This window comes from Aquimarina amphilecti, from assembly GCF_900109375.1.
Classification (GTDB): Bacteria; Bacteroidota; Bacteroidia; order Flavobacteriales; family Flavobacteriaceae; genus Aquimarina; species Aquimarina amphilecti.
The window spans coordinates 325,020-343,924 of sequence record NZ_FOAB01000004.1; the positions used below are offsets into that span (position 1 = coordinate 325,020).

12 protein-coding genes are annotated in these 18,905 nt (G+C 32.5%); 2 read left to right on the forward strand and 10 right to left on the reverse strand.

Annotated features, from left to right (window positions below; genetic code table 11):
- Window positions 1-107: 107 nt before the first annotated feature.
- From BMY33_RS12110 to BMY33_RS12125, 4 genes are all read right to left on the reverse strand, one after another.
- Window positions 108-1,184, reverse strand: a complete 1,077-nt coding sequence (locus BMY33_RS12110) for a helix-turn-helix domain-containing protein (protein ID WP_139195647.1) — start codon at window positions 1,182-1,184, stop codon at window positions 108-110.
- 142 nt (window positions 1,185-1,326) lie between these two features.
- Window positions 1,327-2,508 carry a nuclear transport factor 2 family protein gene (locus BMY33_RS12115; protein WP_091408766.1) on the reverse strand — a complete coding sequence of 394 codons (1,182 nt, stop codon included), beginning with the start codon at window positions 2,506-2,508 and terminating at the stop codon, window positions 1,327-1,329.
- 61 nt (window positions 2,509-2,569) lie between these two features.
- Complete coding sequence (locus tag BMY33_RS12120) at window positions 2,570-3,757, reverse strand: MFS transporter (protein ID WP_342028435.1); 1,188 nt, start codon at window positions 3,755-3,757, stop codon at window positions 2,570-2,572.
- Window positions 3,744-5,957, reverse strand: coding sequence for a bifunctional alpha,alpha-trehalose-phosphate synthase (UDP-forming)/trehalose-phosphatase (locus BMY33_RS12125; protein ID WP_091408772.1), 2,214 nt, complete (start codon window positions 5,955-5,957; stop codon window positions 3,744-3,746). Before BMY33_RS12125 ends, BMY33_RS12120 begins: the two co-directional genes overlap by 14 nt.
- A 92-nt stretch (window positions 5,958-6,049) precedes the next feature.
- Between BMY33_RS12125 and BMY33_RS12130 the strand changes: the two genes are divergently transcribed.
- Window positions 6,050-7,852 carry a glycoside hydrolase family 15 protein gene (locus BMY33_RS12130; protein ID WP_091408774.1) on the forward strand — a complete coding sequence of 601 codons (1,803 nt, stop codon included), beginning with the start codon at window positions 6,050-6,052 and terminating at the stop codon, window positions 7,850-7,852.
- A 45-nt stretch (window positions 7,853-7,897) separates the two neighbouring features.
- On the opposite strand, the gene BMY33_RS12135 is transcribed toward BMY33_RS12130, so the two are convergent.
- Both BMY33_RS12135 and BMY33_RS12140 read right to left on the reverse strand, forming a co-directional pair.
- Window positions 7,898-8,692, reverse strand: coding sequence for a sugar-binding protein (locus tag BMY33_RS12135; RefSeq protein ID WP_244543012.1), 795 nt, complete (start codon window positions 8,690-8,692; stop codon window positions 7,898-7,900).
- A gap of 221 nt (window positions 8,693-8,913) precedes the next feature.
- Entirely contained in the window at window positions 8,914-11,208 is a 2,295-nt protein-coding gene (locus tag BMY33_RS12140) for a starch-binding protein (protein WP_091408776.1), read from the reverse strand.
- Between the two features lie 767 nt (window positions 11,209-11,975).
- Here BMY33_RS12140 and BMY33_RS12145 point away from each other — a divergent pair.
- The gene (locus BMY33_RS12145) at window positions 11,976-12,767 is read left to right on the forward strand and encodes a DUF8213 domain-containing protein (protein ID WP_091408778.1); all 792 of its coding nucleotides are present in this window, start codon (window positions 11,976-11,978) and stop codon (window positions 12,765-12,767) included.
- 112 nt (window positions 12,768-12,879) lie between these two features.
- Here the strand turns inward: BMY33_RS12145 and BMY33_RS12150 are convergent, their stop codons facing one another.
- From BMY33_RS12150 to BMY33_RS12165, 4 genes are read right to left on the reverse strand one after another with little or no spacing between them, the layout of a single operon-like run.
- On the reverse strand, window positions 12,880-14,697 hold the full coding sequence (locus tag BMY33_RS12150; protein ID WP_091408779.1) for an acyl-CoA dehydrogenase family protein: 1,818 nt from the start codon (window positions 14,695-14,697) through the stop codon (window positions 12,880-12,882).
- A 31-nt stretch (window positions 14,698-14,728) separates the two neighbouring features.
- A complete protein-coding gene (locus BMY33_RS12155; RefSeq protein WP_091408782.1) occupies window positions 14,729-15,919 on the reverse strand; it encodes an acetyl-CoA C-acyltransferase in 1,191 nt (396 codons plus the stop codon).
- Between the two features lie 15 nt (window positions 15,920-15,934).
- Window positions 15,935-18,340, reverse strand: a complete 2,406-nt coding sequence (locus BMY33_RS12160; RefSeq protein ID WP_091408784.1) for a 3-hydroxyacyl-CoA dehydrogenase/enoyl-CoA hydratase family protein — start codon at window positions 18,338-18,340, stop codon at window positions 15,935-15,937.
- Window positions 18,341-18,358: 18 nt separating this feature from the next.
- Complete coding sequence (locus BMY33_RS12165; protein WP_091408787.1) at window positions 18,359-18,814, reverse strand: MarR family winged helix-turn-helix transcriptional regulator; 456 nt, start codon at window positions 18,812-18,814, stop codon at window positions 18,359-18,361.
- Between the last annotated feature and the right edge of the window lie 91 nt (window positions 18,815-18,905).

The following is an 18,905-nucleotide window of genomic DNA, read 5'->3' on the forward strand; positions in this document are numbered from 1 at the left end:
TTGATTTCTACACAAAAGTGAGTATTCAAAAAGATGAAATGGTACGGGTATAAGAAGTCGAACCTTTTTTTACCATATAAAAAGGTTCGACTTTAAATCGAACGTTCCTAAGTTGTTGATTTACGGTAGCTTGAAGGTGTGTTTGATGTATGTTTTTTGAAGGCAGTATTAAACGAAGATTTGGAATTAAATCCCACTTGATACATAATCTGTTGAATATTTAATGAAGTATCTTTTAATAATTTTTTAGCTTCTTCAATTCTATAAGCATTTATAAAATCAAAGAAATGTTTATTTAAATGTCTGTTGATTAGAAGAGATAAGTTTTTTTCTGAAATATCTATTTGGACCGCCAATTTCTGTAGTGTAAGTTCAAAATCTAAATAAGGTTTATCACTTTCCATAAATGAATGTAATCTCTTTAAATGTTCATCTTCAATAGGAGTGGTTTTTTCTGATAACTCACTTAGGGAATTCGAAGTTAGCGGTTTCAGATTCATGTTTATACCGGTAAAAAGTTCTGGACGATATAAAGCACTTAATACAAAATATATGGTAATGATTAATACCATAATACTAATCAATACATTTATATTTACTATATATCCCTGAAAAGTGGAGTTAGATAAATACCATCTTAAAATTACAAAGCTATGTGCAAAACAAGAAAAAGCTGTGATATTAAATAGCCATTTATAGACCACGTAATTTGTGCTAGAATAATTTTCAAGATAAACGGTTTTATATTTTTTGAGAACTATAAATACAATGATGATGTAACCAATGAATTGTAGTTCACCAATTATTTCAAAAATCATTAAACTTTGATCGGAAAACCCTGTTATTTTAAAGAGCAATAAAAATAGAATGAATAGAGAGGCGTGTATACTATGCTTTTTCTTTATTCTAAAGTTAGTATAACAAGCGGAAAGTACATAAAGATAAAATAAAGGTAGTTGCGATAGACTAGAAGATACTTTTAAAATATTGAGATTTGGATACTCTAAAATTTTATTTGAAAATAATCCTGTAAGATCGAATGCGATTACTAATAAATATATGCCAAATAGTCTATTAGATAATTTGTTTTTTGTTTTGACAGTAAATAGGAAAATGGAAAGTAATAGCATTAAAAAAACAACTATTTTTCCAATACTTTCTATGAGTTCTATTTTGTTCTCCAATAATGATTAGCTTTATAAATTATTATCAATAAATATTAAGAAAATAATCATAATAAACCAGTTAGGTCTTTTTTGATTTGATTGACTTCCTAGTTTTGTTTAATGATCATAAAGGTTAGATACAATTCTAATTCAATTGATTTTACTGTATAAAAGTGACTTTAGCAATTTTACCATTTTCAACTTCATAAATGGCAACAGCTTTCATTTTCTTTCCGTTCATAATCAGAAATTCCTCATCAATTACTTTATTTCCATACACAATTCGATTTTTAATTTCGCAATGTAAATCTGGAGTTTGTTCAAAAAAAGAAGCATACCCTTTTTTTAATTTTTCTTTACCTTCATATATCAATTCATTTGGATAATTATACACTTTTATGTTATTCGAATATGTGTCAACAAAACCATGAATATCTCTATTGTTATACGCATCTAGTTGTTTTTGAACAATTTTTTCTGGAGAAACATCAGACACCAAAGCAAGCATAGTTCCTATTTCATTAGTAGTAATTCGACTAATATTAGCAATTTCTTTATCCAGAAATGTATGAAAGATACTCCATTGGGTGTCAGTTTTGGGATTGAACTTAAATATGATATTATTTTTTGGCATTAGAATAGTACCATTTATCAACCAACACATATCTTCCGCCATAGGAATGCTGTTAATTATTTTTTTAGTTTCACCAGTAATTGGATTTAGCGATCTTATTTCCCATTCATCATTTTCCTTACTAATGTAACTAATCAGTTTACTGTTAGGAATTTTATGTAATGATCTTCCTGTTTTTTTCTGAAAAGTCTTATTTGCTTTTGTCTCTAAATTAGAAACCACTAATGATAAGCCTCCATCTTCGAGTACAGAAGAAACCAGTATGTTTTTGTCAAACCAAACGTGATAGCCGATGATTAGGTCTTTTATAAGAACCGTTGGCTTTCCATTTTTAAAATCATATTTATATAATAATTGTGTTCCTGTGGTATCTAATCTAATTGCAGATATTGCTTTTTGATTAGGAATTTTAGTAGGTGAGTATTCACTACCTACTGCTGTTTCAGAGAACCAATCTACTTTGTTATCTCTAATATTATATTTAGCAATGTCTGTTTGTTTATTTCTAATGGAAGCAAAAAGTACAATATTATCGTTGTAAAAGGATGGCTGATTATCGTATCCTTCATTATTAGAAATGTTACGTTTATTTTTTAGTTCCAAAGTTTGACCAGTGGCAAGAAGATCAAATAAATAAACTTCTGTATTTGGTTGAGCAGATACTACAAAAACGGAAAAGAGTAGTACAAACAAGAAATGTTTTTGCATTGGTTTTGTTTTCTAAAATACATTGAATTATCAAGTATTTTCTTAAGTATTTGTTAAGAGTTTATAGTAGTTGTTTTCTAGAACTATATAGTCCTATGGCAGGACCAACGGCTAATAACACAAATAAATATGAAGGATCAATTTTGGTTACTAAATATGAAAGTAGTTGAATGCTTATGATCGTAATTGCAAATCCTATACAATTAACTATAGTAAGCCCTGTTCCTCTAAGTTCTGCAGGAGCTGCAGCAGCAACTAGAGTTGAAAATTGCGGGGAGTCAGATATAACCACCATACCCCAAACACATAGTAATCCTAAGAATATTTCTGTCTGTAATTGAAATAATAGAGGAGAGGTTATACAAAAGAGTCCAGAAATGATAAGCGAATATCGAGCTACTTTTCTACTTCCTGTTTTTAAAGATATATATCCACCTATGATACAAGAGAAAAAACCTACACCAATAATGATAAATGACCAGAAAGATATTGGGATTCCTATTCTGTGGTGTTCTACATATGTTTTTAATAAAATAGGAACAAACCCCCAAAATGCATATAGTTCCCACATGTGGCCAAAATATCCCAAAGCTGCCTTTCTAAAACTAATAATTCCAAAAAGCTCTGTTATTACTCCTAATTGAAGCTTAGAAACAGGTTTTCTGTAGGGACCATTAGGAACGAAAACGAAAATTAAAACACCACCAATAGCGGCTAAAAGGCTCGTAGATTGTATCACTATTTTATAATCACTATTCCAAGAAAGTTCTTTTAGTAAATGGGGCAATGCAGTTCCTAAAACTAATGCTCCAACTAAATATCCTAAGGCTTTTCCTAATCCATCTTTATAATAATCAGAGGCTATTTTCATACCTACAGGATAAATTCCTGCAAGAAAGAAACCTGTACCGAAACGAGCCGTTAATACATTGAATACAGTAATATTAGGTATTAACAACGCAATATTACAAAGTGCTCCCAAAAGTGCCGATATCATAAATACTTTAGAAGGAGGGAACCGATCTACTAGGGTTAACAAAGCAAAAGTTAGTGTACCAACTATAAATCCAAACTGTACTGTGGATAATAGATATCCAAGAATATTAAATCCAGCATTAAATTGAGCTGCAAAGTCATCAATAACAGCATTACCTGCAAACCATAAGGATGTGCAGAAAAACTGTGCAATGATAATTACGGGAAGTATATAAAATTTAGGTTTCAGAGATATTTCCTTATGATTGTTGATTGAACTCTTTTAATAATTCGTGAACTTGATTTGTATCTTCTACATAATATTTAGCGATGGTCTTCTTGAGTCCAACTTTAACTGTATATGAAGAAGAAGGTAATTCTTTAAACATGTATTCATCTGTCCAATCATCTCCAATGGCAAAGATAAAATCATATTTTTTTTCAGTCAACATTTTACACGCTGATTTACCTTTGTTAATTCCACTAACTTTTATTTCTAATACTTTATCGCCTTCTAGAATTTCTAGGTTGTGATTAGCTATTAGATGTTGTATGGTCGTTTTAAGTTCCATAGATCTTAATTTTCCTAAATCAGGATCTACATTTCTAAAATGCCATGCTAATGAATAATTTTTTTCTTCTATTAGAGAACCTGGTGTTCTATCAGTAAACGATTCTAAAACTGGGGCGATTGACTCAAACCAATCATTACTAACTCGTTCCAAAAGTTCCCAATCTTTATTGTTTTCTTTTAACCAAGCACCGTGCTCAGTGATTAAAGTATAATCCTTATGACCAAACCACTTGTTAAAAGTGAATTTATCTCTTCCTGTAATTAAAATTACTTTGGTGCGATCATCACTTTGTAACGTATCTAAAATATCAAATATTTCTTGAGTAGGTTTAGCATTTTCCGGAATTTTTTCGAAAGGAGCTAAAGTACCATCATAATCAATGTACAGAATTCTATTTTTTGAAGTATTATAATCATTAAATAAATCCTTCTTAATAGTAGGGGTTAGTTTTTTTAGAGAGTATTTCTTAGCAGTAGTTTTGGTAGCTTCTAAAGATTCCATAAAGTCATTAGCCCATTTCTCTACATTATATCTTTTTAATCGTTTTTGTAATGCTTTATTTCTTTTTATTTGTTCTTCCTCCGGCATTTCTAACGCAAACTTTAGTGTGTCTGCTATTTCTTCAAAATTATTAGGGTTGATAATAAGTGCTTCGCTCATTTCTTTTGAAGCTCCCGTCATTTCACTTAAAATTAGAACTCCTTTTTGATCTACTCTAGAAGCAATATATTCTTTTGCTACAAGATTCATCCCATCTCTAATAGGAGTTAGTAAAGCAACTTCGCTTGATGTGTATAAATCAATCAAGTTTTCAAAAGGCATAGAACGATAAAAATACCAAATAGGGGTCCAACTTACTTCAGAAAATTTTCCATTAATTCTACCTACCAATTGGTCAATTTCGTTTTTTAGTAATTGATATTGTGGAACATTAGATCTGGATGGTACTGCAAGCATTACAAGTCTTGCTTTACCCTTAAATTGAGGATATTTATCCAAAAAATATTCAAAGGCTCTTAATCTATTGGCAATCCCTTTGGTGTAATCTAGTCTGTCAATAGATAAGATAAGTTTAGCTCGATCACCACTTATTAAATGTTCATCGATCTTTTGTTGTATCTCTGTTTGATCTTTTTTCTCTTTTTCATCATGAATAGTAGCGGCGTTATGAAATTTATCATAATCAATTCCCATGGGAAAAGAATCTACTTTCACTATTCTATTATCTATATGAACATTATTGAAGTTAATTTCTAATCCTAAAATTCTTTGTGCTGAACTTAAGAAATGACGTTCATAATCATATGTATGGAAACCAATAAGATCAGCTCCTAATAATCCTTTTAATAATTCTTCTCTACAAGGAATTGTTCTAAAAACCTCATAAGATGGGAAAGGAATATGTAAAAAGAATCCTATCGTTACGTTTGGTTTCTTTTTGCGAATCATTTCTGGTAATAATAGTAGTTGGTAATCATGTACCCAAATTGTATCATCTTCACCAAGGTTTTCAATAATTACATCTGCAAATTTTTGATTTACATGTTGATATATTTCCCAACTGTCTTTGTTAAATTCAGTATATTCCATGAAGTAATGGAATAATGGCCAAAGTGTATTATTACTAAAGCCGTAATAGAATCCATCTATTTCTAATTCTGTTAAAGGTACTCCAACACACTGATGTTTTTTTAGAGCTTTTTCAACTAGATTTCTTTTTTTAGTATCTAATTGTTCTTCTGTTAGTCCACTCCATCCTATCCAAATGCTATCACTTCCGGAGTGTACGGACTTCATTCCTGTTGCTAATCCCCCAACACTTGGTGTAGTTTTGATGGAATTATTATCAATTTCTAATTGTAAGGGTAGTCGATTTGAGATTATGATAGTTTTGCTCATAAAGGGTGGTGAAAGTTGGTTGAATAATTTTGATTGATTAAATTTCGGTTCAGTGAATAAAGGTACGTTTATTTAAAAGAACTTGAGTTTATATGGATAATTTGGACTACGGAATTATAGGAAATTGTAAAAGTGCAGCGTTGATTTCTAAACAAGGAGCAATTGATTGGTGTTGTTTGCCAAATTTTGATTCTTCTTCTGTTTTTGCGAAAATTTTAGATGAAAAAAAAGGAGGTTCATTTGAAATTTTGGTTTCAAAGGAATACACTATTTCTCAAAAGTATATTGCTAAAACAAATATTCTCGTTACAGAATTTAATAATGGTAATGATGTTTTCGAAAGTATAGATTTTATGCCGAGATATCAGAATGAAGATGGCACATATCATACACCTGCAGATATTGTACGATATATTAAATTGATTTCTGGAAAACCGTCTTTTAGAGTTAAATATAATCCTAAATTAGAGTATGCTAAAGAAGAAACTTATTCTAAAAAGAGTGATGATTATATAAAAAGTATCACGGATAAAGACAAGTATGATACCTTATACCTTTATTCAGATCTAGACTTAGAATCTATTTTAAGTTCAGAGGAAATTGTGCTTTCTGGCAATGCTTATTTTTTGATTAGTTATCACGAGAAAATTCTAAAACAATCTTTAGAACTCTGTTATCTTAAACTGCAAAGAACTAGAGTTTATTGGATGAATTGGAGTGAAAAAACGACTTCATATACAATTTATAATGATCAAATTCTTAGAAGTGCATTAGTTCTAAAGTTGCTTAGCTATGAAAAATCCGGAGCAGTTTTAGCTGCAGCCACTACATCTCTACCAGAAACTATAGGAGAAGTTCGTAATTGGGATTATCGTTTTTGTTGGATTAGAGATGCTTCTATGGTAATAAAAGTAATTTCTGATTTAGGCCATAAACGAGTAGCGCAGCGTTTTCTTCAATTTATCATAGATATTATACCTGATAAAGACGAAAAGATCCAGATTATGTATGGAATTAATGGAGAAAAAGATCTTACAGAAAAAACACTAGACCATTTAAGTGGTTATAAAAATTCTAGTCCTGTTCGTATAGGGAATGCTGCTTTTCATCAAAAACAAAATGATATTTATGGTATTTTGATGAATGTAATATATCAACAATTTGTAAAATTTGATTGTGCAGTTGATGATAGTGAGAGTTTATGGACTATTAGTAAAAGTATTGTCCATATCGTAAATGTAAACTGGGAAAAACCTGATAAAGGTATATGGGAGTTTAGAACAGAGGAAAGGCATTTTACGTTCTCGAAATTATTATGTTGGGTTGCTGTGGACAGAGCTATAAAAATAGGAGAACTGATAGGTAAAACGAAAAATAACGCTAGATGGATTGAGCTTAGAGATAGAATTTATAATGATATCTATAAGAATGCTTGGAATGAAGAAGTGCAGGCATATACCCAGTCTTATGGATCTTCTGATCTAGATGCTTCTACATTATTGATGGAATCTTATGGTTTTATAGAGCCTATGGATTCTAGGTTTATAAGTACCGTAAAAGCTACGGAAAAAGAATTATGCAACGGTGGATTATTATATCGTTATAAAAATAAAGATGATTTTGGATTGCCATCTTCATCCTTTACCATTTGTAGCTTTTGGTTTATTAATAGTTTAAACAAAATAGGAGAGAAGGAAAAAGCAAAAGTAATGTTTGATCAATTGTTATCTTATAGTAATCATTTGGGTCTTTTTAGTGAGGATATAGATTTTAAATCTAAAAGATTATTGGGGAATTTTCCGCAAGCATATTCGCATTTAGCGCTTATCGAAACCGCAGTTAATTTTTCTGAAGGAATAACAAAAGAAAAAGAACTCATAGAGACAATATTATAATAATCGATCACTAGGAGTCCCTTTTATAACTTGTTAATATATATGTTATTCGACTAATGTAATTGTACCAAAGATATCAGCATTGATCCAACCTTGGTTTTTGTCTTCTCCAGGAACAAAGACAGAGCCCATGAAATTCTCTCTTTCTTTACTTGTATCATTGTCGTTATAAGCGATAGCGAAACCTAATTTCTGGTTATTAGATAAAACTACAGGGTCATTGGCTTTTCCTTCTTGGTAAGTATCATCATATACAGTAAGCTCAAATTCCCACACAGAAACATCATCTTTTGTTGTGCGTTTCATTTTTATATGATTATTGTAAAGTAGTGGTTTTTTCTCTGCATCTAGATCAACAACATTTCCGTCTAATGCTACGTGGTACGCAAATGCATTGTTGTTATATTGATGTTCACCACCAGAATTATCTGCATCTATAAAGATCTCAACACAATCATCATCCCACCATAATTTAAGGGGATCTTTATATTGATCATATAGAATATCATCTTTTATTTCTACTAAAATATATAATGCTTCTGGTGTCCAAGTCATTTTATATCTACCAAAGAAATCTTTGATATCTGGAAATTCACCAATCCAATTCTGATCCATTGGATACCATTTAGTTTGGTTCCATATAGGATCATTCATATCTCCATCGACATTAGGAGCTATTTCCGCTTTTTTAATATCTCGGACTTGATGATCTTTTTTTCCTTTTTGTGGAATTACAGTTTGTTCTTTGGAATCCGCAATTGTTTTGTCAGAATTGTTATGTTCTTGGTTTTTGCAAGATATCAATATAATTAGAGATAAAAAGAAAGTTATTTTTTTCAAAAGATGAGTATTATAGTTAATAAAATGAATTCTTAAAGAACGGAAAGATATTAAAAACTATACGCTTTTTATAGATGATAAATGAAAGTTAAGATTTTGTAAAGTTAAAATAAGTCTCATAGTATATTTAATATTAAAAAAAGCGGTCGTTTTATTATAACGACCGCTTTTTGACTACCAAATCAACTTGTGATAATTGGTATATAATTTAGGGCAAAAAATTATTGTTTTATAATTTTGATTCTTTTAAGTTTTTTACCATTTAATGTTATCGTACCGAAGTAGATGCCAGATTCACGCATATCATTTGCATTGATTTCTATGGTTTGATTTCCAACTTGTGTATTTTGACTATATACAGTTTTGGTCTGTCCTAAGATATTAGAAATAGTAACTTTTAAAACACCATTTTCTGATGTATTTACGCTTAATGTTCCTCTTTCTTTAATCGGATTAGGCCAAAGAGTAACAATACTTTTTTCTATGATCGAAGAATTTTCTTTGTCCGCTGTATCAGCTAATTCCATAGCTCTATTAGAAGGACAATTATTGGTGCAATTATTAGACCAAGTTCCTGTTCTTTTTCCATTACTACTTCCCGTAACTCTATACCATCCATCTGTTCCTCTTGTTAGATCAATTGTTTGTTGACCATTTCCATTATTGAAAACTACCCCTACATTATTCGTAGCAACACCATTAGGCAATGTAAAAGTTTTTCTACACCAAGATGTACCACTTAGATTGTTCATACTAGTTCCAGGCCAATCCGAAGTTCCAGACAGCGTTTGATTAGTAGATTTGTTGTATAGATACATGTTAGTGCTGTTGCCCCATCCACCACCAGGCTTTTGGAAATTTAATGTCACTTCATTAGATGTTCCAGATCCATTACCACTACAATCACTAGGGCAATTGTCAGACCAAGTATTTCCTCTAAACCATCCACTAGTACTTCTAGAAAGGTCATCCGTTTGATTGTTTTCATCGTTGAAAATAACTCTAATGTTATTAGCAGATATACCGGCTGGAGGCGTTATTGTAAATGAGTACCAATCAGTTCCTGAAATATTTGTCATGTTATTACCAGGCCATCCGCTAGTTCCAGGAAGTGTAGCATTTGCACCAGCATCGAATACGTATGCGTTTATATTTGATCCCCAACCTGAAGGTTTGAAAAAATTAACAGTGAATGGAGGTACTGTCTCTCCACCACCGGTTGTTTCACCTTGTGTCCACACAGCGTAGTCAGTACCGGAAGTCTGTAATGTCCATCCACTTCCATTAGGAGACCAATTTCCAGATCCTAACTTCATTGCTAGTGTTCCAGATTTTCCATCGATGTAGGCGGCATATAAATCTCCTCTTGCTTCATCAATGCTAATAGTAGATCCAGAATGTACTCTTACACTCTTTCTTGCCGAAATAAGATCTTTAATAGCATTTTGTACTCCAGCTCCTCCATCAAAGAAATGAGTCCAGAATACCATTGGATTTCCTGGGTGTGTTAAAATATAAGCATATCCTTTTCTAAGATTTGTCTCTCCACCAGGGAAAACGAAGTTTGATCCACAACATTGTTGTGCAAACCCAGTATCATGATTATCAAGAAAAGTAACTGATTTAGATGGGTTAATACCCATCATACCAGAAGGCCTACCCTGACCATCTCTTAAATACGATAAGTTATTATCTCTAAAAGCATTTTGTAAACTTACCTTAGTGTTAAAATCAAAAGCGGAAGACGAACCTTGTGTTCTATTAACAAAATTATTAGTTTGTACTCTGCTACTTTCTAATAGCTCTCCTACTGCAAAATAAGGATTGGTAGCATCATTATATTCTTTATTATATATTGGGTCATATCCATGAACAAAATCATATCTCCAGCCATCAAAACCAAGATCATCTTGTAACTTTTTCATCCATTTAATAATCTCCGCTCTTACTGCAGGATTTCTGTGATCCAGATCTCTAGCAGCTGCAAATCCTCCACTAGAACCATCGGCTTTTAAGTCAAATCCAGGTACGAAATCATTATTAATACTAAATTCTACCGGACCATTTACAAAGTTTCTTCCTTCATCATCAGCTGTGATATAAAATGTAGGCCAAGCTGGATTCGTAAATGTTACTGCATCGTTAGTACCAACACGGTGATTCACTACGATATCACTAATAACTTTAATATCTAAATTATGATATTGATCGATTAATGATTTTAGTTGGTTAGTAGTACCATAGGCACTATCAAAATTATTAATTTCTCTAGGCAAATATCCTTGTGGTGCTGCAGAATTACTTGGAGGTGGCATCCATATTAAATCAATACCAGCATCACTAATAGTAGTTCTAGCATTGGATACAACATTATACCAAGTTTGACCAGCTGGTTGATTTTGTACATTCCAGTCAAAAGCCTGAAACATTACATCCTCATCTTGTGCTTGTAACTGTAAAAAAGGTAAACAACATAAAAAGCTTACCAAAATTTTTAAGAGGTTTTTTCTTTTCATTTTTAAGATTTTTTGTTCTGTTCAAAAACAGTAGTTTGTAATAAGTGAGTAAGTTTTTTTTCGTGAATTTTCGTACTTAGGGAATAAGAATATGAAATAAATAACTTAGGAAAGACGCGCAGGTAAAAAGTAACGGTTTTAATTAATGGTTAAATAAAACTAACTTTGTTTACTGTAATTAAAAGAAAATCAAAGATTTGATGTGCTTTAATTGTGTTGATAGTAATTATGACGACTATAAAAAAGTAATTTTTTTCAAATTTTTTATTTCTACAATAAATTCTATGTTTTCTGACTAAACTATTTAATAGAATTATTTTGTTTAATTAAAGTAGCTCAAATAATCTCGAAATTTTCGGAGGAGGGGAAATTGATTTCATAATTCATAAGTTTTAGTTTGTAAAAGTGTTTCTTGTGTTAAATTTCCTCTAAGTTATTACGAAATATTCAATTTAGGTCTTTCAGAGAGTTACTACAACGTTTTCGTGTTGATAAATTCTCAATATTTCACATAATATATTGAAAAACAACATATAATTAACAGTTGTTTATTGTGATTATATAATTTCGAGGATTCTTTTGTATGCTATGCTAATTGTTATTTTAGAGTTGATTATTCTTTGTTTTCCGATTTTTTTTGATTGATTATGGTGAGGTATGAAACATTTTCTTATGTTAAACTAGATTAATGTTTTGATAATCATTTGGTAGTAAGAAATTTAGATTTGTAAAGTATTTTAGTAGAACCAACTTAAATATATTATACCATGAAAATTCAATTTAGATTTCCAGTATTATGCTTTTTATTTTTAGTACTATTAAACTCTTGTGATAAACAGGAGAGTACTACTAATGATGAAATTATCGGATTAGAAATTCACCAAGAGGATCAATTGGAAGGTGAAAAAGAACTTAACGGCTTCCAAATTGCATACAAGGTTGCCAAAAAATCTAATTATTATACCCTTAAAGTATCTATAAATGATGTTCGATTAGTAGCTTCAATAGATTATGACACTGAATATATTGAAATAGATGGTAAAAGTGTCGTGTTGTCTAATAAAGAAAAAGAAACATTATTAATGATAGGCGAACAGATCTCGGAGTATTTATTTAAAGATGGATCTGTTGACAATTTTACAATGGCAGAATTTACTTTGTTAAAATTACTTGAATATTGGGCTAAATCACCTAGTAATTATAGTTATGAAAAAATTATTTTTAAAGGAAAACAAACTAACCTTTCGAAAGGAAATGATGATGGGATAACCTGTATCCGAAAGAACACTTATGTTACGGCTGTTTATGATGACAATGTAGGGCAGACTTATAGAGATCGTAAATTAGTAAATGGTGATCGTTGCTTAGGGCGTTGCGGTTCTGGATGTCCTGGCGTTTTTTCTATTGCAAGCGCTTGGACTAAAGATTGTTTGGATCATGATCAATGCGGTAGAGTACTGGGAGGTAGTACTAATCCTTTTGATCGTAATTGCGGAGATGAATATTCGCAAGCAGCGGATGATTTCCTTTTTGGCGTATTACGCGGATGTAGAGGATAGGTGAAATTTAGATAACAAAAAAACCGTCTTTCCCCAACAGAAAGACGGTTTCTTAAATCAAAATTAAACAACTTCCTAGTTTTAATCCTTAGGAACGGATATATTATTATTGTTATGAAAAGCAGTATCCGTTTTCGGCAGCTACTTTATCAGCAATTTTTGTTCTTAATGCAACCACATTTGGTTGGTTCGCATATTTAGTGAAACGTTTAAGTCCCATTAACATCATGCGTTGCTCATCTCCTTCAGCAAAAGAAACGATTCCTTCTTTTCCTTTTTTAATAACGATATCTACTGCGTTATATAAGTATAATTGAGACATTGCAATTTGGATCTCTTGAGAATATTCCCCAAAACGCTTAGCATTTTTCTCTGTACGTAGGATTGTAGATTCAGCCATATAAATTTCAATTAGAATATCAGAAGCAGCCATTAATAATTGTTGGTGTTCTTCTAATTGTGGACCAAATTTCTGCATAGCAGCTCCTGCAACCATTAAGAATACTTTCTTCATTTTTGCAATGATCTCTTTTTCTTCTGCAAATAATGCAGAGTAATCGGGAGTGTCAAAAGAAGGAATTCCTGTTAATTCATCAGCAACTTTCATAGCAGGGTTTAAAAGATCTACGTGACCTTTCATTGCTTTCTTTACAAGCATACCTACTGCTAACATACGGTTGATCTCATTAGTACCTTCATAGATACGAGAAATACGAGCATCTCTCCAAGCAGATTCCATCGGAGTATCTGCAGAGAATCCCATTCCACCAAATATTTGAATACCCTCATCAGTAGTATTCTGCACATCTTCAGAAACTGCAACTTTTAATATAGAACATTCTATAGCATATTCTTCTACTCCTTTAAGTTCAGCTTCTTGGTGTGTATTACCTTCCGCTTGACGAATAGCAATTCTATCTTCGATATTTTTTGCCGCACGGTAACTTGCAGATTCATCTGCATAGGTATTAGTAGCCATCTCAGCGATCTTAGATTTGATAGCTCCAAAATTCATAATAGGAGTTTTAAACTGAATACGCTCATTAGCATATTTAGTAGCTTCTCCAATAACTCTACGTTGTGCATCTAAACAAGCTGCAGCTAATTTGATACGTCCAACATTTAATGCATTCATTGCTATTTTGAATCCATTACCTCTTTCTGATAACATATTCTCTACAGGTACTTTAGTATCACTAAAGAATACCTGACGAGTAGAAGAGGAGTGGATACCTAATTTCTTTTCTTCATCACCTAATGAGATACCATTGGTATTGTTAGGATCATATTCTACAATAAATCCAGTAATATTTTTGTCATCCTCAATACGAGCAAAAACAATCATTACATTACAAAATCCTGCATTAGAGATCCACATTTTTTGACCAGAAATCGAATAATGCTTACCATCATCAGATAAAACAGCTTTCGTTTTACCGGAGTTAGCATCAGATCCAGCTCCTGGTTCAGTCAAACAGTATGCTCCCATCCACTCTCCAGTGGCTAATTTAGAAACATATTTTTTCTTTTGTTCTTCATTACCATATAATGATATCGGCATAGTACCAATACCTGTATGAGCTCCAAAAGCAGTACTAAATGATCCTGTAGCACCTGATATATAATCACATACCAACATTGTAGAAACAAATCCCATTCCTAGACCGTCATATGCTTCCGGTACAGCAACACCAAGAAGACCAAGTTCTCCAGCCTTTTTCATGCACTCTGCAGTAAAAGCATAATCTTTTGATTCGAATTTCTCCCAGTGTGCCCAAAGTTCTCTATCTACAAATTCTTTGGTACTATCACGCATCATCTTTTGCTCTTCAGAAAAATCTTCTGGAGTAAATACATCTTCAGCTTTCGTTTCTTTAACAAGGAATTGACCTCCTCTAAGAATATCTTTATTTAAAGTTTCTGTACTCATTTTATTAGTGTTATTTCTTTATTCTATTTTTTTAGTTCAAAAATTCAAAAATACCCGCAGCACCTTGTCCTGTTCCAACACACATGGTTACCATTCCGTATTTACCTTTCATATCTCGCTTACGCATCTCATCAAATAACTGAACAGAAAGTTTAGCTCCAGTACAACCAAGTGGGTGACCTAAAGCAATAGCTCCTCCGTTTACGTTCACTATATCTTGATTAATATTTAGTTCTCGCATAACTGCTAATGATTGCGAAGCAAAAGCTTCATTAAGTTCTATTAGCTCAATATCGTCCTGCTTTAAACCTGCTTGTTTCAAAGCCTTCGGAATTGCTTTTACAGGTCCAATACCCATAATTCTAGGTTCTACACCAGCTGCTGCATAGTTAACAAGCCTTGCAATAGGTTCTAGATTTAATTCTTTTACCATATCCTCACTCATTACCATTACAAAAGCTGCACCATCACTCATCTGAGAAGAGTTACCAGCAGTTACACTCCCACCAGCTTCAAAAACTGGCCTAAGTTTTCCTAAAACTTCTTTGCTAGTTCCTTTACGAGGCCCTTCATCTTTAGTTACTGTATATGATTTACTGGCTTTTTTTCCGTTTTCATCAACATAAATTTGCTCTACATTGATAGGAACGATTTGATCTTGAAAACGATTTTCTGCTTGCGCTTTTAACGCTTTCATATGAGAGTTATAGGCAAATTCATCTTGATCTTCACGTGATACATTGAATTGATGTGCTACTGCTTCTGCAGTGTTACCCATTCCCCAGTAGTAATCTTCGTGACCAGATTTTGCTAAATCATAATTTAATTCTGTTTTGTATCCAGTCATAGGAACAGAACTCATGCTTTCGGCACCACCAGCAATAATACAATCTGCCATTCCAGCTTGTATTTTTGCAGTAGCCATACCGATAGTTTCAATTCCTGAAGAACAAAATCTATTTACCGTAACACCAGGTACGTCTATTGATTCTAATCCCATTAATGAAATTAAACGAGCCATATTTAGACCTTGAGATCCTTCTGGCATTGCATTACCAACAATAACATCATCGATACGACTCTTGTCTAGTTGAGGTAGCTCTTTCATCATATGCTGAATAGTTTCAGCTGCTAACTCGTCAGTTCTTTTAAATCTGAACACTCCGCGAGGTGCTTTTCCTACGGCTGTTCTATATGCTTTTACTATATATGCGGTTTTCATTTCTTTTTCTTTTTTCTAGTTTCTTAAAGGTTTACCTTTTTTAAGCATATGTTCTATACGCTCTAACGTTTTGCGTTCTGTACATAAAGACAAGAAAGCTTCGCGCTCTAGATCTAATAAGTATTGCTCAGTTACAAGAGTTGGTTCTGATAAATCTCCTCCAGCCATAACATATCCTAGCTTATTAGCAATTTTATGATCGTGCTCAGAGATATATTTACTAGCTTCCATAGAATCCGTACCAACTAAGAACATACCTAGTGCTTGTTTTCCAAGAACTTTTACATCTTTTCTTCTTACTGGTTGTGTATATCCTTGTTCTGCCATTAATTTTGCATATGCTTTTGCAGTAGCAATCTGACGATCTTTATTAACAACAACAATATCTTTTCCTTTTTGAAGTAAATTAGTATCAAATGCTTCGTAAGCAGAAGTTGATACTTTGGCCATACCTATTGTTAAGAAATGTTCTTGAAGTACATTTAACTCTACATCATCTTTTTTGAAAAGATCAGAGGCTCTTAATGCCATTTCTTTAGAACCACCTCCACCAGGGATAACACCAACACCGAATTCTACTAATCCCATATAGGTTTCTGCAGCAGCAACTACTTTATCAGCGTGTAGTGAAATTTCGCATCCGCCACCTAATGCCATACCATGTGGTGCGACAATCGTAGGAATCGATGAGTAACGCATACGCATCATAGAATCTTGGAAATATTTAATAGCCATATTCAGTTCATCATATTCCTGCTCTACAGCCATCATAAAGATCATTCCGATATTTGCTCCTACAGAGAAATTAGCAGCTTGATTACCAACTACTAATCCTTGGAAATTTTTCTCAGCCATATCAATAGCTGTATTTAATCCAGCAAGTACATCTCCACCAATAGTATTCATCTTACTTTGGAACTCTACATTAAGAATTCCATCTCCAAGATCTTCTACAACTACGCCGCTATTTTTGAAAACTTCAGATGATTTTCTGATATTATCAAGAATTATGAATGCATCTTGTCCAGGAACTTTTACTTGTGCCTTTTTTGGAATGTCATAATAATTAGTTGCTCCATCTTTTACGGTATAAAAAGAAGAGTTTCCAGAAGATATCATATCATTAACCCAAGCAGCAGGTTCATGTCCTTCTGCTTTCATTATTTCGATTCCTTTTTCTACACCAATTGCATCCCATATTTGGAATGGACCGTGTTCCCATCCAAATCCAGCTTTCATTGCATCATCAATCTTATAAAGATCATCTGTGATTTCAGGAATACGATTCGATACATATGCGAATAATGCAGCAAAACTTTTACGATAAAATTCTCCAGCCTTATCTTTTCCAGCTACTAAAACTTTAAAACGATCTACTACCTTGTCAATAGTTTTGGTCATTTCTAAAGTAGCAAATGAAGCTCTTTTTTTACTTCTATATTCTAGAGTATCTAGGTCTAAAGAAAGAATTTCCTTTTTCCCTTCTGGCGATACATTTTTTTTGTAAAAACCTTGTTTTGTTTTGCTTCCTAACCATTTATTTTCCATCATTGTGTTAATGAAGGCAGGAAGTTTAAATAATTCGTGACGCTCATCATCTGGGCAATTGTCAGCAATACCATTGGCAACGTGCACTAAAGTGTCTAGACCTACGACATCAACTGTACGAAAAGTAGCAGATTTAGGACGTCCGATTACAGGGCCAGATAATTTATCAACTTCTTCTATGGTTAATCCCATATCTTTTACCATATGGAATAAGCTCATTATACTGAAGATACCAATTCTATTTCCAATAAATGCTGGAGTATCTTTAGCTACTACAGATGTTTTTCCTAAGAATTGTTCTCCATATCCATTTAGGAATTCAAGAACTTCTGTAGAAGTATCTGGGCCAGGGATGATCTCAAATAATTTTAAGTATCGTGCAGGATTAAAGAAGTGAGTTCCACAGAAATGTTTCTGGAAATCTTCGCTTCTTCCTTCATTCATGAATTTTATTGGAATACCTGAAGTATTAGAGGTTATCAATGTTCCAGGTGTTCTATGCTTTTCTAGGTTTTCAAAAACTATTTTTTTGATATCTAGTCTTTCTACTACTACCTCGATAATCCAATCTACATCAGCTACTTTTGCGATATCATCTTCCAAATTTCCTGTCGTGATACGATTAGCAAATTTTTGACTGTAAATAGGAGAGGGTTTAGATTTAAGAGCAGCGGTTAGTGAATCATTTACTAATCTGTTGCGAACCACTTTACTTTCTAGTGTAAGGCCTTTTGCCTTTTCTTTGTCGTTTAATTCTCTTGGTACTATATCTAATAATAATACTTCGACGCCAATATTAGCGAAATGACATGCAATACCTGAGCCCATAATTCCTGACCCAACTACTGCAACTTTTTTAATGACTCTTTTCATTTTTTTAACTTCTGGTTGTTAAGATGTTATAGATTCTTTTTTTGTGTATATTTTTTTCGTCGCAATAAGATCATTTATCAATTGAAATACTTCTAAGAAAGTATCAAGTTTTTCTTTTGATACATGCTTTCTTACTGCATGATCAAATGTGAAAACTACATCTTTTGAAAAATTTCTCATTTCTACTCCGAAAGGGGTTAGATAAATTAGAACACCACGTCCGTCTTGAGGATTCTTCTTTCTAAAGATTAATCCTTTTTCCTCCATGGTTTTTAAAGTTCTTGATAAACTGGTTGCTTCCATACCCATTTTAGGGCCTAATGAGGTAGATGGTGTTCCGTTTTCAGGATCTATGCTTATTAATGCAAATCCTGTGGCCATTGTGCTACCTTTTTTACCTGCTTCTTCATTATACATTTTGGCAACTGCCATCCATGTTGCACGAAGTGCATAATCAATCGTTTTTTCTCTCATTCAGAAAATTTGTTATGCAGTAAAGGTAAGAAAAATTTATTATGCGTGCATAATAAATTGGGTAAAAAATCAAAAAAAGAGTAAGTAATGT